This is a genomic window from Sinomonas flava, from assembly GCF_039531875.1.
GTDB classification, from domain to species: Bacteria; Actinomycetota; Actinomycetes; order Actinomycetales; family Micrococcaceae; genus Sinomonas; species Sinomonas flava.
In genome coordinates, this window is record NZ_BAAAQW010000005.1 from 429,371 (window position 1) to 452,466 (window position 23,096).

15 protein-coding genes are annotated in these 23,096 nt (G+C 67.7%); 12 read left to right on the forward strand and 3 right to left on the reverse strand.

Annotated elements, in window-relative coordinates; all coding sequences use genetic code 11:
• Positions 1 to 30: 30 nt before the first annotated feature.
• The 12 genes from ABD298_RS10430 (at position 31) to ABD298_RS10485 (ending at position 13,990) form a co-directional block, all read left to right on the forward strand.
• Positions 31 to 1,200, forward strand: coding sequence for a DegT/DnrJ/EryC1/StrS family aminotransferase (locus ABD298_RS10430; RefSeq protein WP_344299787.1), 1,170 nt, complete (start codon positions 31 to 33; stop codon positions 1,198 to 1,200).
• Positions 1,197 to 1,871 carry a NeuD/PglB/VioB family sugar acetyltransferase gene (locus ABD298_RS10435; protein ID WP_344299622.1) on the forward strand — a complete coding sequence of 225 codons (675 nt, stop codon included), beginning with the start codon at positions 1,197 to 1,199 and terminating at the stop codon, positions 1,869 to 1,871. The genes ABD298_RS10430 and ABD298_RS10435 overlap by 4 nt, the downstream gene beginning before the upstream one ends.
• Positions 1,868 to 3,016, forward strand: coding sequence for a DegT/DnrJ/EryC1/StrS family aminotransferase (locus tag ABD298_RS10440; protein WP_344299623.1), 1,149 nt, complete (start codon positions 1,868 to 1,870; stop codon positions 3,014 to 3,016). Before ABD298_RS10435 ends, ABD298_RS10440 begins: the two co-directional genes overlap by 4 nt.
• Complete coding sequence (locus ABD298_RS10445; RefSeq protein WP_344299624.1) at positions 3,010 to 4,509, forward strand: oligosaccharide flippase family protein; 1,500 nt, start codon at positions 3,010 to 3,012, stop codon at positions 4,507 to 4,509. Before ABD298_RS10440 ends, ABD298_RS10445 begins: the two co-directional genes overlap by 7 nt.
• 104 nt (positions 4,510 to 4,613) lie before the next feature.
• Positions 4,614 to 6,647 carry a glycosyltransferase family protein gene (locus ABD298_RS10450; protein ID WP_344299625.1) on the forward strand — a complete coding sequence of 678 codons (2,034 nt, stop codon included), beginning with the start codon at positions 4,614 to 4,616 and terminating at the stop codon, positions 6,645 to 6,647.
• Positions 6,635 to 7,747, forward strand: a complete 1,113-nt coding sequence (locus ABD298_RS10455; protein WP_344299626.1) for a glycosyltransferase family 2 protein — start codon at positions 6,635 to 6,637, stop codon at positions 7,745 to 7,747. Before ABD298_RS10450 ends, ABD298_RS10455 begins: the two co-directional genes overlap by 13 nt.
• Positions 7,748 to 8,156: 409 nt before the next feature.
• Positions 8,157 to 8,978 carry a glycosyltransferase gene (locus ABD298_RS10460; RefSeq protein ID WP_344299627.1) on the forward strand — a complete coding sequence of 274 codons (822 nt, stop codon included), beginning with the start codon at positions 8,157 to 8,159 and terminating at the stop codon, positions 8,976 to 8,978.
• Complete coding sequence (locus tag ABD298_RS10465; protein WP_344299628.1) at positions 8,975 to 9,859, forward strand: glycosyltransferase; 885 nt, start codon at positions 8,975 to 8,977, stop codon at positions 9,857 to 9,859. The genes ABD298_RS10460 and ABD298_RS10465 overlap by 4 nt, the downstream gene beginning before the upstream one ends.
• A gap of 6 nt (positions 9,860 to 9,865) precedes the next feature.
• A complete protein-coding gene (locus tag ABD298_RS10470) occupies positions 9,866 to 10,633 on the forward strand; it encodes a hypothetical protein (RefSeq protein ID WP_344299629.1) in 768 nt (255 codons plus the stop codon).
• Positions 10,630 to 11,334, forward strand: a complete 705-nt coding sequence (locus ABD298_RS10475; RefSeq protein WP_344299630.1) for a hypothetical protein — start codon at positions 10,630 to 10,632, stop codon at positions 11,332 to 11,334. Before ABD298_RS10470 ends, ABD298_RS10475 begins: the two co-directional genes overlap by 4 nt.
• Positions 11,331 to 12,668: an O-antigen ligase family protein gene (locus ABD298_RS10480; protein WP_344299631.1), complete on the forward strand. Its 1,338-nt coding sequence runs from the start codon at positions 11,331 to 11,333 to the stop codon at positions 12,666 to 12,668. Before ABD298_RS10475 ends, ABD298_RS10480 begins: the two co-directional genes overlap by 4 nt.
• Positions 12,668 to 13,990 carry a hypothetical protein gene (locus tag ABD298_RS10485; RefSeq protein ID WP_344299632.1) on the forward strand — a complete coding sequence of 441 codons (1,323 nt, stop codon included), beginning with the start codon at positions 12,668 to 12,670 and terminating at the stop codon, positions 13,988 to 13,990. Before ABD298_RS10480 ends, ABD298_RS10485 begins: the two co-directional genes overlap by 1 nt.
• Here the strand turns inward: ABD298_RS10485 and ABD298_RS10490 are convergent, their stop codons facing one another.
• The 3 genes from ABD298_RS10490 to ABD298_RS10500 form a co-directional block, all read right to left on the reverse strand.
• Positions 13,991 to 15,058 carry a glycoside hydrolase family 30 beta sandwich domain-containing protein gene (locus ABD298_RS10490; RefSeq protein WP_344299633.1) on the reverse strand — a complete coding sequence of 356 codons (1,068 nt, stop codon included), beginning with the start codon at positions 15,056 to 15,058 and terminating at the stop codon, positions 13,991 to 13,993.
• A 383-nt stretch (positions 15,059 to 15,441) separates the two neighbouring features.
• Positions 15,442 to 20,160: a DUF4082 domain-containing protein gene (locus ABD298_RS10495; RefSeq protein WP_344299634.1), complete on the reverse strand. Its 4,719-nt coding sequence runs from the start codon at positions 20,158 to 20,160 to the stop codon at positions 15,442 to 15,444.
• Positions 20,161 to 20,267: 107 nt separating this feature from the next.
• Complete coding sequence (locus ABD298_RS10500) at positions 20,268 to 22,931, reverse strand: WecB/TagA/CpsF family glycosyltransferase (RefSeq protein WP_344299635.1); 2,664 nt, start codon at positions 22,929 to 22,931, stop codon at positions 20,268 to 20,270.
• Positions 22,932 to 23,096: the final 165 nt, after the last annotated feature.

Below are 23,096 nucleotides of genomic sequence, written 5' to 3' on the forward strand. Positions count from 1 at the left end.
CAGAGCTCCGGCGCCGAGCGCATCAACGTCATGAAGCCGTGGATGGGCCGCGAGGAGGGGGCGGCCGTCGCGGAGGTCATCGCCTCCGGCTGGGTGGCCCAGGGACCGCGTGTTGCGGAGTTCGAGCGGGCCTTCGCGGACTCGGTCGGCGTCGCGGAGGGCGTCGCGGTGTCGAGCTGCACGGCAGCCCTGCACCTCGCGCTCGCCGTCGCCGGTGTCAGGCCGGGCGACGAGGTCGTGGTGCCGTCCTTCTCGTTCATCGCCACGGCCAACGCCGCCCGGTACCTCGGAGCGCGCCCGGTGTTCGCCGACGTCGACCCCCTCACCGGCAACCTCACCGAGGCGAGCATCTCCGAGGCGATCAGCGGTCGGACAGCGGCGGTCGTCGTCGTCGACCAGGGCGGGATGCCCGCCGACGTCGGCCCCATCGCCGCCCTGTGCCGCCCGCTCGGGATCGCCGTGGTCGAGGACGCCGCGTGCGCGGCGGGCTCGCGCTACCGGGGGGAGCCGGTGGGGCGGGCGGCAGATGCCGCGGCATGGTCCTTCCACCCCCGCAAGCTCCTCACGACGGGTGAGGGCGGCATGCTCACGACGCCGATCCGCGCGTGGGCTGACCGTGCGCGGCGGCTGCGCCAGCACGGGGCCTCGGTGCCCGCGGACGTGCGGCACGCGAGCGTCCTCGCCCCGGAGGAGGAGTACGGCGAGCTCGGGTTCAACTACCGCATGACGGACCTCCAGGCTGCCGTCGGGCTCGTGCAGCTGGGGCGTCTGCCCGAGATGGTGGCGCGGCGCCGCGAGCTGGCAGCGGTGTACCGCGCCGCACTGTCCGACCTTCCGGGGCTGCGGCTCTCGGCCGATCCCCAGCACGGGCAGAGCAACTTCCAGTCCCTGTGGCTCGAGGTCCTGCCGGAGTTCCCCGTGGACCGGGACGGCCTTCTGGCCGCGCTCGCCCAGGACGGCATCTCGGCCCGGCGGGGGATCATGGCCGCGCACAGGCAGCCGGCGTTCGCCGGGATCGCTGCCGGGCCCGACGGCGGCGCGGCGCTGCCGCTGCCCAATACCGAGCGTCTCACCGATTCGACGCTCATCCTGCCGCTCTACCACGAGCTGCGCCGCGACGAGCTCGAGCGGGTCGTCGACTCGATCCGCCGGGCGGCCGCGTCTTCGCGGGGCCATACCCTCCGAAGGAGGACCGTGTGAGCGAGCTGCTGATGGTCGGGGCGAGCGGGCTCGCGCGGGAGGTCATGGCGTCGGTGAGGTCCGGGAGCGACCTCGACATCCTCGGACTCCTCGACGACGATCCCGCGAAGGAGGCCGCCGAGATCGACGGCGCCCACGTCCTCGGTCCTGTCACAGCCGTCACGCGGTTTCCCCTCGCGCGGGTCGTGCTGTGCGTCGGGGCCGGAATGGGCCGGGAGCGGCTTGCCCGGCGCCTCGCGGGTCTGGGGCTCGGGCACGACCGCTATGCGACCATCATCGACTCGTCCGCGCGCGTCCCGGAGGGATGCCACGTGGGTGCGGGCAGCATCCTCCTCGCCCACGTGACGCTGACCGCTGCGGTGCGGGTGGGCCGGCACGTCGTCGTCATGCCCCACGTGACACTCACACATGAGGATGACGTGGACGACTTCGTGACCCTCGCCGCCGGTGTCTCGCTCGGCGGCGGCGTCCGCGTGGGCCGATGCGCCTACCTCGGCATGAACTCATCGGTGCGCCAGCAGGTCGTGGTGGGCGACAACGCCGTCGTCGGGATGGGAGCCGCCGTGCTCGATGACGTTCCGCGCGGCGAGGTCTGGGCAGGTGTGCCGGCGCGGCAGCTCTCCGTGAGCGGCCCAGGCAGCAGCGGCTCGATCGGAAGGGAGGCGTCATGACGATCAGTGCGGCGCGTGCCACCCGTGCCTCTGTGCCGTTCGTCGACTTGGCGGCGCAGCACCGGGAGATCGCCGACGAGGTCCTCGGCGAGGTGCAGCGGGTCCTCGAGGAGGGCGCCTTCATCGGTGGCCCGGCCGTCGCGGCGTTCGAGGCCGAGTACTCAGCCTTTCTTGGGGTGCGCCACTGCGTGGGGGTGGCGAACGGGACGGACGCGCTCGAGCTGGCGCTGCGTGCCGTCGGCGTGAAGGCCGGGGGAGAGGTGATCCTTCCTGCGAACACCTTCGTCGCGACGGCGGAGGCCGTGATGAGGGCCGGTGCCCGGCCCGTGCTCGTCGACGTCGACCCGGTGCACCTTCTCATCGATCCGGGGGCTGTGGAGCGGGCCATGGGGCCTCGGACGCAGGCCATTGTCCCGGTGCACCTGTTCGGACAGACCGCCGCGGTGGAGCGGCTGGTGCCCGTTGCCCTGGAGCGCGGCGTGGCGATCGTCGAGGATGCAGCCCAGGCGCAGGGGGCGGGCCGCTTCGGCCGCGCCGCCGGGACGCTAGGGGATGCAGCGGCGACGAGCTTCTACCCCGGCAAGAACCTCGGTGCCGCAGGTGATGCAGGCGCCGTCACGACCAACGATGGCATCATCGCCGACGAGGTGCGGCTTCTGTCCGCCCATGGCAGCCGGACCAAGTACGTGCACGAGCGCGTCGGTGTGAACTCGCGTCTGGATGCGCTCCAAGCTGTGGTCCTCCGGGCCAAGCTGCGGCGCCTCGAGGCATGGAACGCACGACGGCGCGCGGCGGCCGAGCTCTACGGGCAGCTGCTCGCTGGGGTGCCCGGTCTCGTGGTGCCGCGGACCATGCCCGGCAATGAGGACGTGTGCCACCTGTACGTGGTGCGGGTGCTGGGGGAGGGGCGGCGCGAGCAGGTCCGGGCCGCGCTTGGTGCTGCGGGGATCGCGGCTGCCGTCCACTACCCCACGCCGGTGCACCTCACGCCGGCTTTCAGGTTCCTCGGCTACGGGGCCGGCACATTCCCCGTAGCCGAGGCCGCCGCCTCGCAGATCCTCTCGCTGCCGATGCACCCGCATCTGGCGGCGGAGCAGGTCGAGCGGGTAGCGGAGGCGGTCGTTCGGGCGGTGGGGCAGTGCTGAGGGCGGACTCGCGCCCGGCGGACCCGAGGTCGGTCGCCCGAGGCGCCCTTTGGAGTGGCGTGAACACTCTGGTCACCAAGCTTGCGACCATCGCGGTGACGATCTTCGTGCTCCGCATCGTCTCGCCACAGGACTTCGGGACCTTTGCCGTCGCTCTTGTCGTCTATACCGTGGTGAGTTCTTGCTCCGAGCTCGGCCTCTCGGCCTCCATTGCCCGGAGGGACCTCGACCCGCGCAAGATTGCTCCCGCGGTCGTCGCCCTCTCGATCTGCAGCAGCCTGATTCTGTCGGCCGCGATGTTCGCCTCCGCCGGACCGCTCGCCTCAATGCTGGGCGCGCCGGCGGCTGCCGACTCGATCCGAATCCTGTCCCTGTCCATCCTGTTCAGCTGTCTGACGACGGTGCCGACGGCGATGCTTACCCGCGAGTTCAGGCAAGGCCGGATCTTCACTGCCACGGCCGTGGCCTTTGTCCCGTCGAATGCCCTGCTGATCATCCTTGCGCTCTCAGGTGAAGGCGCCGTGGCCTTTGCGTGGTCCCGGCTTGCAGGGCAGGTCGTCGCTGGTGCAGTGGTCATCGCGTCGGTGCGGCCGTGGTTCTGGCCGCAATGGAACCGGGAGGCCGTGCAGCGCGCTCTGGCCTTCGGGCTGCCCCTCGCGGGCGCGAATCTCCTCAACTACACGCTCCTGAATGCCGACTACGCCTTCATCGGCGGACTGCTGGGGCCTGTCCTGCTGGGGGTCTACACTCTGGCTTTCAACATCGCTTCCTGGTCGACGTCGATCCTAGGGGCGGCGATCAACGGGGTCGGGATGCCAGCGTTCTCGGTCGTCAAGGACCAGCCTGAACTCGTAGGTGAGAAAGCGGCGCACTGGCTCGCGGTCGTCAGTCTCGTAGCATTCCCCACGTCGGCGCTCACGGCGGTGCTCGCGCCGGACATCGTCCACGTGCTCTACGGCGAGAAGTGGTCAGCGGCGGGTCCCGTCCTGTCCGCGCTCGCCGTCTACGGGGGCGTCTTCGTGGTGAGCCTCGTCGCCTCCAACATCCTCGTCGGAACGGGACACGCAGGTTGGGTCTTCATGATCCAAGCAGTGTGGCTCGGATTCCTCGTTCCCGCGGTGGTCCTCGGCGTCTCAGCCTTCGGACTGCTCGGAGCCGCCTATGCGCACGTCGCCGTGATCTGTCTCGTGGTGATTCCGGTCTACGGGTATGCACTCCGCCGGGTGATGACCAGTCCGTGGCGCACGTGCGCGGAGCCGCTGATCCGCCCGTTCGCGGCTGCGCTAGCGGGAGCCAGCATGGCGGCGCTAACCTCGCTCATCCTCCCGGCCGGCCTGCCGAGGCTCCTCGGCGCGGGACTTCTCGGTGTCATAGCTGTCACGTTTGCCGCCCGCCAGGAGATCCTCCGCCGCGTCCCGGTCCGTGCTCTCCAACGGCTGGCGCCGAAGGGCGGCCGGCATGTCCAGACCGCGGTGCTGGAGGGCCGGAGATGAGCACATACGACACTGGAAGGCCACCGCGCCTCTTGTGGTTCCGCAGTATCCGTCCCGGCCTACCGGCTTTTCTCGCAGGCCACCTTGCGGAGCAGGTCCGCACGATGTCGAGGTTCTTCGAAGTCCGCGTCGTTGACGCCTCAGGCGATTATGACGAGATCTGCGACCAGTTCGAGCCTGACCTCTGCATGTTCGAGTCCGGCGTCTACGCCGGCGAGCGGGAACTGCGGAACACCTCTGCGCATCCTCAGGTTCCCAAGCTCGGATTCCTGCATGCCGACGCGTTCGACGCATCCCGCGCGGCGTTCGTAACCGACATGGCACGGTGGGGAGTCTCCTCCTACGTCACCACGTCCATGTCAATGGGCGACTACACGCCCGAGATCGGGGAGCGACTCTTCGTCTGGCCCAACATGGTTGATCCGGGGATGTATGCCAATGTTCGCAGGCAGCACCTTGTGCCGGTGCTGCTGACCGGGAGTCGTGCCCGCCACTATCCGTGGCGAAACGCTGTATCCCGTGTACTCGAGGAGAACTTCACAACGATCTCTATGCCCCACTTCGGCTGGGCCGGTGAGCGGGGAACGGAACGCATGGCGTGGGGGCAGGACTATGCACGTCTGCTTGCCGCTGCGGCCTTCATCCCGACTTGTGGAACGGTGACGAAGGACCTCGTGCGCAAGCACCTCGAGATTCCCGCCGCGGGCGCCTGCCTGGTGACTCAGCGGACACCCGCGGTCGTCGCAGCGGGATTTCGCGACATGGTGAACTGTGTCTTCGCAGAGGCGGATGACGTCGTCGACCGGCTGGAGACCCTGCTGGCCGATCCGGACAGGCTGGCGGCCATCACTGAGGCGGGACGCGACTGGGTCCTCGAACACCACACTGCTGAACATCGCGACCAGGTGCTGCAGTGGTACCGGATCGTGTCCCATTACGGGCCCGGTACCGCGGTGACGCAGAGCTGGCCCGACGGGCGTCTTGCACCCGTCCCGAGCGAAGTCGGACCCTCCCAGCGCCTACTAGCCTCCGATGGGCTCGATCGCCACGACATCGCCGCCGGCTGGGAGGCCCTCAGCCGTCGGAATCCCGCCGCCGCCGAGCGGGCCTTCGGGCGCGCGTTGAACTATTTCTTCATCCCAGAGGCGGCAGTCGGTATGACGCACGCCTCTCTCCAGCGGGGGGACGTGCGCGCCGCGCAGGAATGGGTGTCCCGCCTCCTTGTCACCTCCCTTTCGCACTATGGCGCTCCAGAGCCCGACCCCGTGTTCTGGGCTTACCAGATTCGGGTCCACGTGTGTTCTGGCGATATGCCATCTGCGATGGAAGCGGCCGCTAGGTACCCGGCATTGCGCCACCCCGAGCTTGACCGCATTCGGGCCGCCGTCCTTGCGCGTCGTCTGGGGACTGCGGGCAGGACGGAGGAGCCTCGGGCCTCGGCGATCCGTCCGTCCATCGCCCCGCCGCCACCGGTCGACGAATCCGCGTGGATGCTGGAGCTCAAGGTGATGGTGAGCGCCTGCAGTCCCAAGCGCGTCGATCTGACCCGTGGAGTTCGTGCACTCGTGCCTGCCCTGCCGTCACCGGTAGCCGCGTCGTGGGGGCGCGGCCGCGTCGCGGCGCTCGCCTCCCGTCATGCCGCTGGGCGGGTGCGATCCGCACCAGTCGCGGCGCTGCGCGGACGACTGGCGCCGATCAAACGGCGCCTGATGAGCGACCCCGCGGCGCGTGAGGTCGCCGCGGTACTCGAGGACGAACCAGTGTCCTCCGCCGCCATCGTCGGGGCCGCACGGAGCCGAGTGTCCCGCGCGGTCAGAGAGGCGCTGACCGCCAACCCGCACGTGCGGCACATCCGTGACGACGGCCAGCTCAACCCCGCCGAGGAACGGCAGTTGGTGTTCGTCTCACGTGCTGGCTGGCCTCTCATTGGCGGGATCGGGCCGCTGCTCAACGCCAGAGTCGTGGTCCTCGAAGGCACTACTCGGCCGGATGCCGCCAGAGCGCTGGAAGACCTGATCGACCGCGGAAGGTTCGCCGTCGTAGTTCACGTGCCGCGGTACAAGGATGGCTGCGCGGTGCTTCGGCATCTGGATGTGCCGCGCGGGGCATCGGAGGTGGGCGGACCATGGAGCGACTGACCCATCCGCTGCGCGTCCGCCCAGTTCCCCTCAACGGCGCGCGAGCCGGCAGCCCGGAGCGGGTCTCCGTGGTGATTCCGTGCTTCAACTATGGGCGCTACCTGCCCGACGCGGTCTCAAGCGCCCTCGCCCAGGAAAGCGCGGACATCGAGGTCATCATCGTCGACGACGCATCCACCGACTCGAGCCGAGCGGTGGCCGAACGCCTTGCCGCGGCCAACGCGCGCGTCAACGTAATCGCCCACGCATCCAACCGTGGACCTGTTGCGACGTTCAACGAGGGGCTCGCCGCCGCCACCGGCGCGTACGTCATCCGTCTCGATGCGGACGACTTGCTGACTCCCGGCTCGGTTGCCCGCGCGCTCGCCCTCTTCAATGCCTTCCCCTCCGTGGGGCTTGTCTATGGCCACCCCGTACACTTCTCGGGACCGCGCCCATCGCGCTACAGGGCGCGCGTACGGTCATGGCAGGTCTGGCCGGGCAATGACTGGCTTGCCGGGCGGTGCGACTCGGCGAGGAACACCATCACCGCCCCGGAGGCGATCGTGCGTGCCTCGGCTCTCGACGGCGCGGGGCGGTGGCAGCGCGAGCTCCGCCACACTCACGATTTCGAGCTCTGGCTGAGGGTGGCGGCGGTAAGCGACGTGGGACACCTTGGGGGCGCCGACCAAGCCTGGCACCGGGTGCACGCAGGAAGCCTCTCGTCCTCCATAGAGCCGCTCGATGACCTCCACGAACGTTGGGCGGCCTTCCAGATGCTCTTCGGTCTGGACGGACGAGCGATCGCGGGCAGTCTCGCAATCGAAGACGGTCCCACGCTCTTGGCACGGGCGAAGATGGCGCTCGCTCGCGAAGCGGTGATGCTCGCCAGCCGCGAGTACGACCGAGGGGGTGGGAGCGTGACGGCGGCTGAGGAGTTCCGCAGGACGGCAATCTCGCTCGTTCGCGACCCCAGGACCATCCCCGGCTGGGGCGGCCTCACGCGCAGGATGAGGCGGAGACCGTCGTCCGTCTCCCCGTTCGCCCTTGCGCCGCGACTATCCCGGCGCGTGAACGCCCGCCTCCGAGAAGCCCAATGGCGGTACAGGGGGGTGAATTAGAATGGCACCCTCTCCACGTCCCAGACGACCACATCCCAGACGACTTTGCGTCGGAGGGGGAGAGATCATTGTCCTCTCAGCTGCGAACCGCTGGAATGGGATCCCGATGGCGGACCAGCAGCTCGCTGCAGCCCTTGCACGTCGGTTCCCGGTGCTGTACGTCGAGCCGCCGGAATCGGCTGCGACCCGCATCAGAAGCGGAGGGGCCAAGTGGGCGGTCCGCAGGGATCCTCTCGAGATTCTCGGACCGGGCCTGATCAGGTTCACTCCCGAGGGGCTTCCCGGCCTGTCCCGTCCAGGGATCGGAGCACTGAACGCCCGCTTGTCCGCGGTCCAGGTGCGTGCTGCCCTGAGGCGGCTCCGCGCTCGCCCCGTGGCCTGTCTCGAGGGAAATGTGATGGTGCCGGTCATGGGCCGGATCAGCGAGTGCGCCAAAGCGTACTGGGCCCAGGACGATGCGGAGGGGATGGCGCCCCTCATCGGCGGCAGGGTGCAGGCCTACGCCCGCGCAACCCGGAGGCTCGCTGAGAAGGCCGACGTCATCATCGCAGCGAACCCGGTGGTTGCGAAGTCACTCGAAGCCCCAGGTCGCACCCCTCTGCTCATCCCCTTCGGCTGTAACGCGGCTCATTTCTCCACAGCACGGGACGCGCTGCCCGCGGCCGAGATCCACCTCGCGCGCCCGTACGCCGTCTTCATGGGGCACCTCGGCGAACGCATAGAACTGCCGCTCCTCGAGCGGTTCGTCGACGACGGCGGACGCCTCCTTCTCGTGGGGCCCGTCCACCCGCGCGGAGACGCGGCCGCGTTCCACGCCCTCGCCCGCAGGGCTGGCGTCCAGTGGGTTGGAGCGGTCGGCTTCGAGCGCCTCCCCGCGTACCTCACGGGTGCTGCGGTCGGGCTCGTGCCGTACAACCGGTCCAGGTTCAACCTCGGCAGCTTTCCCCTCAAGGCCCTGGAATACCTGGCGGCGGGTCTTCCGGTGGTGGCGACCCCGCTCCCTGCCATGAGTTGGATCGGGGGACCGGATGTGCACATGGCTAACACGCCGGAGCTATTCTCGGCGGCTGTTCGACGGGCAATGACTGCCGGCCGCGACGACGCGTCAGATGAGCGACGGCGCTCTCTGGCACGTTCCCACAGCTGGGACGCGCGCGCTCTCTCGGTGCTCACGGCGATCGGCCTGACGGGTTCCGCGCGGCTCGGCTTCAAGGCTAAGGAGCCATCATGACGACGATCGACCACGTGCTCATGACCCGGTTCAACCTCCCGTCGCCCGGCTATGAGGAGACTGTGCGCACGCGCGACGGGTGGCTTGAAACACGTGTGGGGCTCTTCGAGCGGTACTGCCTTCCGTCCGTCCGCGCCCAAGAATGCCAGGATTTCGCGTGGGTCGTCTACTTCGATCCGGAGAGCCCCCCTTGGCTGAGGGACCGCATCGAGGAGTGGCGGGACACGCTCATCCCCATATTCAGACGCGAGGTGAGCCGCGACAGCCTGATGGAGGACCTCCGGAAGGCGGCCGGCGGAGACAACGACCTTCTGCTCACCACGAACCTCGACAACGACGACGCCATCGCTGCCTCCTTTACCGCCAGAGTCCAGAAAGCGGCGAGGAGGACTGCGGGCACTGCAACCGCGATCTATCTTGCCGAAGGACTCATTGCTGGCGGCGGCAGGCTCTACCGGAGGAGAGATCCTGCTAACGCGTTCTGCAGCGTCTCGGCCCCATGGACGGCCGGAAAGACCTGCTGGGCGGATTGGCACAACGAACTTGGTAGGAACATGCCTGTATCGCTGGACTTCGGTGACCCCGGTTGGCTCCAGGTGGTCCACGGAACGAACGTCAGCAACCGTGTGCATGGAGCCAGGACCAGTCCGTTATCGTACGCCCCGCTGTTCCCCGGACTTCTCGATCACCTTCCCGAGCCGGCGCTGGCGGACCGCGTGCTCGATTTGGCCGTGGCCCAGCCTCTCCGTCTGGCCCGTGATACGTGCCGCGAACTCGCCAAACGCGCGGTGGTCGCGGTGGCGGGCCGCGCGGCGTTGGACCGCGTCCGGTATCGGATGCGTCAGTGGGGACCCACTAGGGGACGTCTCCGGAAGGGGTAGTGGAACATGAAACTGAGGACGCTCGGACGAGCGCTACTGCGTCGATGGTATGTGGCGGTGGCGGGCCTTGCTGCGCTTGCGGGATTGTGCAACGTGGTCTACGGGATCGTCCCTGTCGACTACAAGACAAGCGGCAGTGTGGTCCTGCTCCCGTCGGCAGAGAGCATGGGGAAGGGCACCAACCCGTACCTCTACCTCACCGGCCTTGGACAGGCTATGGACGTGCTGACCCGGCGTATGGCGGCTCCAGATGTGGCGGCACGCCTAACGATGGGACACCCGAGCGCGTCGTACACGGTTCTCCCTGATGTGACATCGGGCAGCTCAATTCTCGTCGTGACTGTCAAGAGCCGCTCAGCGTCGGACGCGCAGACCACGATGGCGGCGGTCATCGATGCCGTGCCCGCCGAGCTTGCGGGCATGCAGGATGAACTCAAGGTCCCGGTCCCCTCGAGGATCTCGTCAATGCCCGTCGCTCAGCCCACCGATCCACTTGCGGATGGCAAGCCGAGGCTTCAGGCAACGGCCGGTCTTGGAGCAGCAGGCTTGCTCGGAGTCCTAGTCTTCACGGCGTTCCTAGACGGTCTGCTGCTCCGCAAGTCGCGTCGCGCCGGGCGGAAGGAAGCCGCGGCTCATTCCATAGGTCAGCCCGTCTTCGGCGCCCCAGGGTCAGACCCCGTCCGCAGCGTCGACAGCGCGGATCCCGACCGGATCCTGGTTCCGGCGTCGGCCGCGGACTCAGGGAGACGTCAAAAGCACCAGGTGTCCCGGTGAGCGCTGCCGATGTCCTCTTCTGTATGGCGCGGCGATGGTACTTCGTCCTCGCTGGCATCCTCCTGACCTGGGTCGGATGCGTGGCGACGGCCCCGGGACAGCACGTCTACTCGGCGAGGGCATCTGTGGTATTCCTGTGGCCTGGATCCGGGCCTGTGTCGCCGACGGACGACACGGCCGTCCCCGCCCTCGTGAACTTTGCCGCGATGGTACGCCTTGCAGTGCCCGCAATCTCGAGCGGTTCGACCGACGGCGGCGCATTTGGCGGGTCACTTGTGGGCTCCGAGGTCCGTCAAGGATACACGTTGATCCTGCCCAACTCGGGCGGCCAGTGGAGCCAGTCGTATAACCAGCCGATGCTCGCCATCGAGGCGGTGGACTTGACTCCCGAAGCGGCGGAACGACAGTTGACCTCAATCATGAGGCAGATCGACCAGGCGACCTCTGAGCTCCAGGCACGGCTGAACATCCCGATGCCTGAACGAGTAACCACCACCGCGGGCACAGCCAACATCGACCTGGTCGACGGCGGCGTGAACTCGGGTACACGGCTCCGCGGGGTGGCTGCGCTCGCGGGGCTCGGATCCTTCCTGACCATCGTGGCCACCGTCGTCGGAGATCATGCCCTCACGCGCTTCAGGAGGGCTTACATCCCTGTGCGAGCCGCAGTCGCTCGAGATGTTGCGGGAACCATGAGATGAGCGAATTCGCGGGCGCTGAGCCGCGCCACCTTGACGCGACCAGTGTCTTGACATTGTTCCTCTTGACGGGCGTCGTGCCGACTTCGCTCACCTTCACCGCCATCGGGGCCCTCGGACGGCCGATCATCCTGGTCTCGTTGGCGATGTTCGCGTGGTGGCTGGGGCACAGCATCCAACGTCCTTTCCGAGAGCAGACCGGGATGCAGCCCATGCGCTGGCCCGTCGGCGCCTTCGTCTGTGTCGTGGCTGCCAGCTATGCCGCGGCAATGTTGCGTGGCCTTCCAGGCACCGAAGTGAGCCCCGCCGATACGGCGCTTCTCCGCGTTGCGGCCTGGTGCGGGATCTTCCTCGTCGCCCACGACGGACTGAGCACGTGGGCAAGTCTCACCGCAGTACTCCGCCGTGTGGTTCTCACGGGAACGCTGATGGCGATGCTTGGCCTGGCTCAGTTCGCCACCAAGAACTCCCTCCTCGGATGGTTTGTCGTCCCGGGAATGAGCGGTGACGGGGTGGGCATTGATCAACGCGGCGGATTTGTGCGGGCGGCCGGCACTGCCTCCCACCCTCTGGAATACGGTGTCGTACTATGCGTGACGCTCCCGCTGGCCGTGGCGTTTGGGATGGCGGACCGGGATCGCGGAGTGGTCCGACGGTGGTTCCCTGCAGTGCTCATCGGTACGGCGTCGGTATTGTCGGTCTCGCGCTCTGCTCTGATCGCGGTAGCAGTGGCCATGCTAGTGCTCGCGGCATCGTGGACTCGGCGCCAGAGGACCATCGCGGGGATTGGCGGGGTGATACTCATGGCCGCGGTATATGTCGCGGTGCCAGGCATGGCGGGAACCCTGATCGGGATGTTCATGGGTGCCTCGCAGGACCCTAGTATCGCCTCGCGGGTCAATGGCGCCGATGTCGCCTTCGCGATGGCCGGACGGCTGCCACTACTAGGTCGTGGGTTCGGCACGATGCTGCCCACCTATGCGTACCTCGACAATCAATATCTCGGAATTCTCGTCGAGCTGGGATTCGTGGGGCTGTGTACCGTCATAGCACTCTTCGTCACGGCCATCGTCCTGGCCTGGCGTGGACGTCGGTTGGCGGCGGCGCCCCTCTCGTCGAAGCTTGGCGCGGGTTTGGCGGCTGGGATCTCCTCGGCTGCGGTGACCTTTACGTTCTTCGATGCACTATCGTTCCCGCTTTCCGCAGCGTTCATGTTCCTCATGCTCGGCGTTGCGGGGGCCTACTGGAGACTCGTCAGGACTCAAGCCCTGGCTCCGGACGGGCTAGCGTCCACGACTGCGCCCACCACCGCATCGTTCGACTCTGGGAGGGACTGATGCCCGCCAAACGCCCCATCAGGAATCGTCGAGCGCCGCTACGCTCCGCGAGAAGCGCGTCGCGGTATCTCGTTGCTCTCTTCAGCGCGATCGTCGTGCTTATCCTCCCGACGAGCGGGTCAACGCCCGACTGGGCCGGTGAGAGCACGTTGCTCACCCTGCCACGGGTGCCTTGGGAGGGAGGGCCCGCCTATTGGAAGCAATTCCCTGCCGCCGATGCGGCGGGCTGGTCCAGTCCCGACTTCTTCCCGATTGTCGCCTGGTATAACGGGATCAGTTCTGACGGTGAGGCGCAGTATGACAAGGCCCTTGGGATCAACACCTACATCGGAATGGATGCGTCGACGCCGTACAGCCTGTTTGCGGACAATGGCATGTACTGGATCGGCCCTGCTCTCAACGACACGTTTACGAGTGGGAGCAAGAACTGGGTCGGAGCATTCCTGGACGATGAGGTCGACGGCAGGTATACCCCTGAGGAGGGAAGGGCGCATCTGCGCGAGCTTTCCCACGCGGCCGGGAAGGACGGCCGGTTCTCCTATGCCAACTTCACTCAGTCGGTGCTCAGCAAGGACATGCGTCCGGCAGACGCGGAGGCATACCTGAACGATTTCACCGACGTGGTATCCGTAGACATGTACTGGTACACCGTGCCGTTCTGCAGTGCGGTCCCGTATCGCGAGAACTACCTCGCAGCGATCCCGCAGAACGGATGCCGTTCCTCGGCAAGCTATGGGACTGCCTTGACGATGCTCAGGGAGCGGGACGCGGCCGACGGCCGGCTCCAGCCGCTGTGGCAGTTCGTCGAGGACCTCAACGGCGGACCGGGGGACCAGCCCTTCACTGCGAACATCACGCCGGCGCAGCTGGAGGGGGCGGTGATGAGTTCCCTGATCGGCGAGGCGCGGGGCATCGTCTACTTCAATCAGAGCCTCAGCGGACCGTGTCAAGGCGGGAGCGTCCTCCGGCTCTCCCAAGTGGAACAGGACTTCTGCGGCGCCGGCCAAGCATCTGCGGTTGGACGGATCGACGCCCTCATCAAACAGCTCGCCCCTGTGTTGAACACTCAGTCCTTCGCCTATTCCTTTGGTCCCAACCTGAGGACCATGTTCAAAGTCTCCGGCGACTCGGCTTACATCTTCTCGATGATGGGTGCCGGAACGTCCGCAGGGCAGCGCTCGTTCCAGCTGCCCGCCGGGGTCACGGGCAGAGCGGTGGAGGTCGTTAACGAGAATCGCACCATCCCGGTGGGCGCCGGCGGTGCGTTCTCCGACAGTTTCGGTAGCGAGGCCGACTACCACGTCTACCGAGTGCGCCTCTGACTAGCGTGCAGCGGCCGCGACGAAGACTGCGCCTTCAGGGATCGTGAGCAAGAGCGCATTGCCGTCGATCTGCGGTGTGGCGGCCTTGCCTACTCCGTCCGCGTCCGGGGACGCCACCGTGAGGGTGGGTGCGGAGAGCTGCGCGGCACTTGAGGTGACACGGAGGTGCGCGGCCGTACCGCTGTGATTGATTCCGACTACCGTTACGCGGCCATCCGCGCTCAGGAAGGCCTGCACGTCGACCCCTGCCTCTCCGCCCGAACTGGAGGCGGCCGACGCGATGTGCACGGAGCCAGGGGGAACTGCAGTGAGGAAGAGGGAGAAGACATCGAAGGTGCGGCGAGGCGCGTAGGTGCCCGTCGCGGCGTCGTACTTGAGCGCACCCCAGTAGCCCAGCGACCGGTGGTGCTCGTAGTAGCCGTCCCACCCGTCGTAGAGCTGGGCTCCCGTGACGCCTTGGCTGATGAGGGAGAGAAGGACCCTGGCCATGGACTGCGCGTGGTCCCAAGTGGCCGAAGGCTGTGTGCCGGTATCGCATCCGTCGCACCGCGCGTTGAACTCGGTGGCCCACACTCCCTTGGAGGCGGCGCTGCCTTGGGCCACGAGGTCCGGTACCGAGCCCGCGCTTCCGTCATAGCTATGGATGCCGATTCGCGCGGTCTTGTCGAGAACGAACGGATTAGCCAGGACCGCAGGCAGGTATCTGGTGCGGGCCTCCTCGGGACTCGACGTGTCGGGGACCACGAACCGGACATCGCCCATTCCGAGGGAGTCCAGCCGGTGGCCGAGGCTGTCGAGGAGCCGGGTGAGCTGCTGGGGGTCGGACTTGGGCCCTTCGGTGCCATTCCAGTCGGACTCGTTGACCGGGCTGATGAGATTCAGGGTGAGGTGTCTCTCGGTCCGGCCATACATCAGGAGCGAGGCGATCATCCGCACCCAGTAGGCCTCCTTGCTGGACTGGATGGACGTGCCGCCCATCCAGTCGGGGACGCCGCCCATTACGCTGAGCGAGACGGTCTGGCCGGGGAACGATTCAATGTACGAGACGGTGTCCCATAGGTCCTGCATCTTTGGGGTCTCGAAGAGTCGTCGGTAATAGGCAGCATCAATGATGTTTGGGTCTCCAACCTGTTCCGTCTCCCAGTCTGCTTTCTCGATGATGACGCGCCACGTCAGGGGTCCGAGGACGGCGTAGCGTTGGATCGCAGGCTTGAGTTGCCCGTTATTCCAGCTGTGTACGTTGGCGTTGATGCCCAAGCCGGTCATCGTCTGTTCAGTCCGTCCTGGATCCACGAACACGTCGTAGGACCCGGTCGTCGTGCCTGCGGAGGCCGAGATGGGCGCGCGACCAGCGTCGCCCACCCCATCCCGCACGCACCCGGACATGAGTCCCAAGGCCAAGGCCAAGGCGGCGGACGTCCGGAGACGTCTGCGCCTCGGATGGGCCGCTGTCACGAGGCGTTGAATACGACGTCTACCCAGTAGTTCGTCGCGTTGTAGCTGCTGGAGGGGAATCCGGAAGAGCCGTATCGGTACAGGCCATTCAGATGGCCTGTGGTGCTCTGCAGCCCGTGCAGCGGCGGACTATCGGCCGAGGCGGTGAAATAGGCGCCGTTCGCCGAGTAGCCGCCGTTAGGAGCGAAGTATGACACGACATACGTCGTATTCGCCGATACGGCAACCGCGCTGGAAAGAGTCGCCGTCTGCCAGCCGCTCATGGTTTCGCCGCTGAACGTCACGGTTGCGAGCAGCGTTCCGGCTGCCGTCCAGAGATGTCCGACATGAGTGCCCGTGTTCTGAGCGCCCTTGTAGAACTTGATGGCAGTGACCGAGCCTGCGACGTCCGACGTGAACTGCATTCCGAGCTCAACCGCATTGGGGTCATTCACGTTCGGGTTGGCAGGCACCGTCGAAGCGCCGAAAACGCTGCAGGGGCATGAGTATCCGGCCGGTCCGGTCGTGAAGCTCCAACTGACAGTGGACGGCATCGCTTGACCGGTTGAGCTCTTCACCCCGGACACCGAAGCGGTGTAAGTCGTACTGCCCGTCAGAGAAGCGCTCGGCGTGAAGGTGTAGGTGCCCGTTGCGCTCACATTGCCTGTGCTGCCGGCCACCGCGGGTCCGCCGCTCGGTGCAAGCGTGAAGGACGCGCCCGAGGGATCCACGGCTTGATCGAATGTTGCCGAGACCACCGTCGTCACCGGGACCCCCGTAGCAGCTTGCGCCGGCGAGGTGCCCAGGATCTTGGGCGCTGCGGGCGACCCAGGGTTGAATACCGCGTCGACCCAGTAGTTCGTCGCGCTGTATGTGCCGGTCGGGAACGAGGACGAGGCACCGTATCCGTACACGCCATTGCCGCCCGAGGAACCGCTCGCCAGACCGTAGATGGGCGGCGCTCCTTGCTGGCTGACCAAGCCGTTCCCTGTGTACGCATAGCCGCCATTCGGCGCGTAGTACGAAACCACGTAGGGTGTGCCTGCAGAGACGGAGACCGGCGTCGAGAAGTAGGCCTGCTGCCATCCGGACGCGGACTCATTGACGAAGGTCACTGTCGCGAGCTTGGTGCCGCTCGCCGACCAGAGGTTCCCCACGTGCGTCCCAGTGTTGAGATTGCCCTTGTAGAAGCGCACGCCTGTGATCTGGCCGGCGGTATCCGTCTGGAACTTCATGCCAAGTTCGACGCCGCTAGGGTCGTTGGCGCTCGCCGTCGCCGGCGTCGCGCCCGTCGGGAATACCGTGCAGGGGCAGGAGTAGGCCGGAATGGTGGTGAAGCTCCAGCTGTACGGCGACATCGTCTGCCCGCTCGAGTTGGTTGCGCCGCTCACGTTGGCTGTGTACTGGGTGCTGTTGGCGAGGGCAGACGACGGCGTGAAGGTCGCCGTCCTGGTCGAGCTCGAGTAGGAAACAGAGCCTGCCACGCTTGCTCCCGAGGGGTCCTTCAGGGCGAACTGGATCGACGAGGCAGAGACGTCTTGGTCGAAGATCGCGCTCACCGTCGAGCTCACGGCGACTCCAGTCGCGCCGGCAGCAGGACTTGTCGAGCTGACATTCGGTGCCGCGGGGGCCACTGCGGTGGTGAAGCTCCACGAATACGGGTTCGACATAGTCTGGCCTGTAGAGTTCGTCGCGCCGCTGATGGTGGCCGTGTAGGTCACGTTGTACGACAGCGCCGACGACGGCGTGAAGACTGCCGTTGTCGCGTCCGCACTCAGGCTTGTGGAGCCCGCGATACTCGCACCGGTGCCGTCCTGGAGGGTGAATGTCACGGACGACGCAATGACTGCCTGATTGAAGCTCGCGCTCGGCGTGGTGGACACCGCGACGCCTGTCGCGCCGGAGGCGGGCGAATTTGAGGTGACGGCGGGCGCAGGTGGCGGTGCCGCTGTCGTGAAGGTCCAGGAATACGGGCCGGACATGCTCTGCCCCGTCGAGTTTGTAGCACCACTCACCGTGGCCGTGTACTGCATGCTGTAGGCGAGGGCGACCGACGGCGTGAACGTTGCCACTGTGCCGTTGCTGCCGAGGGTCGTGGTGCCGGTGACACTGGCGCCAGTAGCGTCCTTGAGCGAAAAAGCGACCGAGGCGGCGGTGACGGTCTGGTTGAACGTCGCCGTGGGCGCCACGGTTTTGGCAACACCGGTCGCTCCGGAGCCGGGAGTGGTGCCCGTGACCGCGGGAACGGGATTGGCGGCGGGCGCGAACACAGGGTCCACCCAATAGTACTCAGCGTCGTATATCTGGTTCGGGAAGGCTGAGGTTGAGCTGTACGCGTAGAATCCGTTGGGTGTCCCCGGGAGGCTTCGAGTGAAGTGCAGCGGTGGCGCATCAACCGAACCCGATCCGGCTGGCGGCGGCGAGGGATTGTTGTAGAAGTAGCCCGTTGTCTGGGTGTAGTGCCCCTTCGGAGCAAAATAGGAAATCACGTACTTTGTCCCAGCCGTAATTGACACTGGAGATGAGAACGTAGCCGATTGCCAACCGGAGGCCGTCTCGCCTGTGAAGGTGACGCTCGCGAGTTTGGTGCCCGAGGCTGACCACAGGTTTCCGATGTGGGTTCCGGTGTTGGTGCCAGCCTTGTAGAAGCGCACCCCGGTCACCGTTCCGGCAACATCTGAGTAGAACAGTGCACCTACCTCCGTCGAACTGGGGTCTCCCGCGTCCGCGACGGCCGGCTTGGCAGCGGTTCCGGACAGTGAGCACGGGCACGAGGCGGAGACCGACACTCCCAGGCCTGGCGTCTCGAGGTTTCCGGAATCGTCTACGGCGCGGCTCCGGATGGTGGTTGAGGGGCTGCCATGGGCAATCCACGAGTAGGTCCAATTCGCGGTCCCGGACGCCGGATGCCAGGTGGTGCCGCCATCGGTCGACACCTCGACGCCGGCGACGACGCCCCCGCCCGCATCGCTGGCAGTCCCCTTGATGGTCACGGCGGTGCCATCAGCGATCGCGCTGCCCGCGGCAGGCGACGTGATGGAGGACGACGGCGGCAGGGAGTCGCCCGATGATGTCGTTGCCACCAGCCCCGCGAGGAGCGTTGCGGGCTGTGCTCCCATGTCCGCAAAGAGATTGACGGTGGCCTGTTGCATGGTGGGATCGGGGCTCTTGCCGGTGGTGAAGCCGTCGAGGCCCCACGACCACTGGACCGTTCCCGCGCCGAAGACGAGGGCCCCGCTCGCGGCGCGGTACTCGGTCAGGTTGTGGGTGGCCGTTTGGTTGTTGACGATGCTGCTCCCGTAGTCAGTGAAGACTTGGGCGGAGCCGTATACGGTCGAAGAGAGGTCGAAGAGGCCCGCCGGACGGAAGCCGTTGTCTGCATCCAGGTCCCATTCGTAGCCGAGCGTCCCGAGGCCTGCACCGAGCGTCGCGGACTGGGAACCAGTGAGGCTCGCGACGGGGGTGTTCCGCCAGAGCCTCAGCTTGGAGTATTGGGCAGGGACGGTGATATCGGTGGTGCCAGCGTTGACGTTGAAGAACTGGCCGCTGAGGGCGTTTTGCGCGTTCCCTGCGCCGCCGGCAGTGCCGAACCGTGGGTCGGCGTAGGTGCCGGTCCAGGTCACTGGATCAGTAGGCGTATTGAAGTGCGTGTCCTTATAGCAGACCAGAGTGCGCCCCGAGGTGCTCGGGCCGGCCTGGCTGGCTTCCCACCGTGTTCGCCAGAAGATCTCGTTCCCGCTGAACATCGCGATGTTCACGCCCTTGTCCCGTGCCGCCTCAATGTTGGCACGCTGGTCATAGGAGACATACTCGTCGTGCCCGGCGGTTACGAATATGCGGTGGTTGAGCAGGAGGGAACCCCGGCTTGCCGTATCGAGCCCGGACTGGTAGCTCAGGTCGTAGCCGTTGGCCTCCATAAAACGAATCATGGGGATCTCGGTGGACGTTATCCATGAATGGCCACTGTCATCGAGTGCCGTGTGGAATGGGCGGTTATAGGAGACCTTGAAGGCGCCCTTGTACGCGGCGGGGTTTCCGGGCGGGCAGGCCACCGTGCACTGGTAGAGGCTGTTGCCGCCGTACGAGTTGTACGCTTGCCACGTCTCGTCCGAGGTCTGGAACAGGATCGAACCCTTCGACGCGTCATTGCGGACCACGAAGGTGATCCAGCTGCTTCCCCCGGTGTCGTTGCGGACGAGGTGCGCAACGTACACGCCGGACACGGCCGTAGCCGGAACGCTCCACGATGCGGAGACCGCCCAGTTTCCGCAGTCGATGAGTCCTGTGTCCGAGAAGGTCTGGCAGGCGGGCTGGCTCTGCGGCAACGCGGCACTTGGAAGCAGGTTCGAGGCGACCTTCCGTGCACCGTTGCCCTGGTAGTAGCCGAGTCTGAGGACGTCAAAATGGTACGCCTTGGCGTTGGTGCTGATCTTGAACTGGACCGTCTCGCCGACGTTCACGCTCATTTGGCTCGCGTAGCCCTGGATGGTCGAATCACCGACCCCGGAAATCATCCAGTCGCTTTGCGGCGTCCCGGGGAGAGTGTTCTCACACGCAACGGCGCTTGAGACGGGTGCATCGCACGGCGCAGCGGAGGCTGGTGGCGCCGATGCGACCGGCTGGATCGCGACGAGCGCGGCCGCGACCAGGAAACCTGAGACCCACCCCGATACCCGCCGGGCGAAGGCCCGGGCGCTGAACCATCGGGAGGGGGAGGTCGCTGCTGGCTTGCCCACGGTGACTCCTTGCTAGGGACGGAGCGGAGCTCTCTGACTCGTCAGCTCTGCTCCTGGCGAGCTGACCTGGTAATCGGGTCCCAGCACCCGTGCTGCAGTCCGCCGGATCATCGCCGGCTGCTCTCGTCCCGCTCCCAGCGGGACACGCCGCGAGCGGATGCGGACTGCCTCCGGCCCATCAGGGCGAAGGAAGCGTAGACGGCCGCGTCGGCCAGCGAGACCGGCCCCCGCACCGAGGCGACGAGCCCGCGCAGGGTGCGTGCCGGCGTCGCCCGCTGGCCCGATTCGGCCGGTGCGCGGTATACCCGGTGAAGGGTGGAGAGGAGCGAGCCCGCCGTCCTGGGGGGACGTACGACGACGGGCTCGCAGTCGAGGAGGACCTTCTGCTCGGCACTGAACAGGGTGTCCACGTAGAAGTCGTCGGGTGCGCCGTCGGGGAAGGCCCCGAGAAGCTCGTGCCCGGCTTCGGTCATGGCATAGCAGCCGGCTCCCCACAAAGCCTCGTGGGTCGCGGGGACCCGCACGCGCGCCCGGTAGTAGGCACCGACGAGCGGCCCACAGCCGGAGGTGTCGTACCGGAAGTCGGGCCGGCCGGCCAGGTACCGCCCACGGCCCAGTTCGGTGAGCACGCTCCTGAGGGCTGCGGGCGGGATCTCGATGTCGGCGTCCAGGTACACCCGCGGCCAGCGCGTCGCCACCGCGTCAGCGGCGTTGAGGGCGTTGGTCTTGCCGGGTGCGGCCAGGTCGAGGACCCGCACGCCGGGAACGTCGGCGGCGATCGCGGCCGTGCGGTCGGTGCACCCGTTGCACGCGACGATCACCTCCACCCTGCCGCTCTGCAGCGCGGGCCGCAGGCCCCCGAGCGTCCGCCCGATGACAGCTTCCTCATTGTGGGCCGGGATGATCACGCAGCCCTCGGGATGCTCGGCGCCGTCGTCGGTCGCACCCTCGGCGGGCCGCACGGCATGCGGCAGCTCCCCCCAGGTCCACGGCGCCAGGAGGGTCGCGAGCGTCTGGCGGTGGCCGGCGTCGCCCGCCCTCAGCATCTCGCGCACGACGACGGCGCCCGCCCCGAGCGCGGCCCGCGCCGGAGTCGCGTGCTTGCGCAGGTACCGGACCTTGTTGACGGCCATGAGGGCCGCGAGCTTCCCGGAGGAGCCGGACCCGGCGCCCGCGTGGCGCACGCGCGCGGCCGGTTCGAACCAGACCTCATACCCCAGGTGCCGCAGCGCCCGGCAGTAGTCCGTCTCCTCGGAGTACATGAAGTACCGCTCGTCCCAGGGCCCGGCCGCGGCTGCGGCGTCGGCGGAGACCATGATCGCCGCGCCGGTTGCCCAGTCGACGGTGTGCGCGTGGGCGTAGCTCTCGTCGTGGTAATCGGTCTCCGCGCACCACTGCGGCCGCCCCGGGAAGCGGGAGCCGAAGAGCGCGTCGCCCCACGCCCGTGCGGCCGTGGGTTCGCGCCGCAGCGAGGGGTACCGCTCGCCGTCGTCCGTGAGCATCAGGGGCACGACGGCGCCCGCCCCGGCCCGCAGTCGCGCGAGCATCGCGTCGACAGCGCCGGGCAGCACCGTGGTGTCCGGGTTGAGCACGAGGTATCCCTCGGCCTGGCCCGCCGCGGCCATCGCCGCGTTGATTCCTCCCGCGTACCCGAGGTTGCCGCCGGTGCCGAACGCGACCACGTCGGGATGCGCGGCGAGCGCCGCGAGCGTCGAAGGATCCGGCGAGTTGTCCGCGACGACGACCCTCAGCCGGACGCTCCGCGCGGCCCCGCGCAGGGAGTCGATAAGGGGGCCGAGTGCGTCGGCGCTGTTGTAGGCGACGATCAGCGCCGCGACGTCGGCCGGCTCCTCCACCGGAATGAAGCCGCCGCCGGGCCGGGGACGGGGGCTCCCGGGCTCCAGCCCCCGCCCCGCGGGATGGGCCGCCCGCGACGCATCGCGGGCGGCCGCCGCTCGGGCCGCCGCCGTCAGCGCGACCGTGCCCGGGGCGCTGTTCCGCCGCAGGCGCAGGTAGGCTTCGGGCCCCTGCACCAGATACCGCTCGGAGAGCCGCGCCGGCTCGAGGGCGAGCCTCCACGCCCACTCGAGCCCGTGGTCTGAGACCCACACGGGGGCCCTCCGTATGCGTTCGGCGAGGAAGTCGACGACGGCTCCGAACGCGAGCAGGACACGCGCGCTCGTCTCGGCGCCGTGTTCCGCGATCCAGAGCTCCTGACGCGGCTTGCCGAGCCCGACGACGAGGACGTCCGTCCCGGCTTCCGCGATCCGGCTGGCCACGGCGCGGGACATCCGGGGATCCTCGAGCTCCCCGCGGCTGGGGCCCCAGAACCCCGCGATGCACAGCGCCGGCCGCTGCTCGGCGAGGCGGCCGCGCAGGCGCTGGTGCGCCTCCGGGAGGCCTCCGAGGAAGCCGACCCTCAGCCCGTCCGCCTCGGCCCGGTCGAGGAGCGGACCGATGAGGTCGCTTCCGGCGAGCCGGGGCCACTGCTGGCCCGTGATGCGCTCGGCCGCCGAGGCGAGGGGAGCGCCGTCGAGCAGGGTGAGCCACTCGAGGCCGTCCACCGCATCGAGGGTGCGCTCCCAGCGCCCGCCGGAGCCGAAGTGGTAGACGTGGTCGAGGTTCGCCGACACGACGCCGAGCGGCACCTCGCGCTCGAGGCACCCGCCCAGGATGGACTCGACGGCCTCGCCGCTGTCCAGCAGCGTGACCGTGGTGCCTCCGAGCGTGACGTCGAGGCTCCTCGCGCCTGTCGGGTGGATCCGGGCCATTCGTCCTCCCATGCCGGGTACCACTGCAGGGGCCTGCGCCCCTGGTTCACGGTCGCCGTGGGGGAGGATGCGGGACAAGGAGGATGGGCCGAAACGCGTCCCGACAGGCGTGGAAACGAGTGGTCAGGCCGGGGGCCTGCGTGGGGGACGAGTACGTGCCGCGGA

Coding starts and splice junctions, on each gene's coding strand:
- ABD298_RS10490 (WP_344299633.1), bottom strand. CDS start 15,058: ATGCAGGACCTATGGGACACCGTCTCGTACATTGAATCGTTCCCCGGC.
- ABD298_RS10450 (WP_344299625.1), top strand. CDS start 4,614: ATGTCGAGGTTCTTCGAAGTCCGCGTCGTTGACGCCTCAGGCGATTAT.
- ABD298_RS10480 (WP_344299631.1), top strand. CDS start 11,331: ATGAGCGAATTCGCGGGCGCTGAGCCGCGCCACCTTGACGCGACCAGT.
- ABD298_RS10430 (WP_344299787.1), top strand. CDS start 31: ATGAAGCCGTGGATGGGCCGCGAGGAGGGGGCGGCCGTCGCGGAGGTC.
- ABD298_RS10460 (WP_344299627.1), top strand. CDS start 8,157: ATGGGCCGGATCAGCGAGTGCGCCAAAGCGTACTGGGCCCAGGACGAT.
- ABD298_RS10455 (WP_344299626.1), top strand. CDS start 6,635: ATGGAGCGACTGACCCATCCGCTGCGCGTCCGCCCAGTTCCCCTCAAC.
- ABD298_RS10440 (WP_344299623.1), top strand. CDS start 1,868: ATGACGATCAGTGCGGCGCGTGCCACCCGTGCCTCTGTGCCGTTCGTC.
- ABD298_RS10465 (WP_344299628.1), top strand. CDS start 8,975: ATGACGACGATCGACCACGTGCTCATGACCCGGTTCAACCTCCCGTCG.
- ABD298_RS10500 (WP_344299635.1), bottom strand. CDS start 22,931: ATGGCCCGGATCCACCCGACAGGCGCGAGGAGCCTCGACGTCACGCTC.
- ABD298_RS10485 (WP_344299632.1), top strand. CDS start 12,668: ATGCCCGCCAAACGCCCCATCAGGAATCGTCGAGCGCCGCTACGCTCC.
- ABD298_RS10470 (WP_344299629.1), top strand. CDS start 9,866: ATGAAACTGAGGACGCTCGGACGAGCGCTACTGCGTCGATGGTATGTG.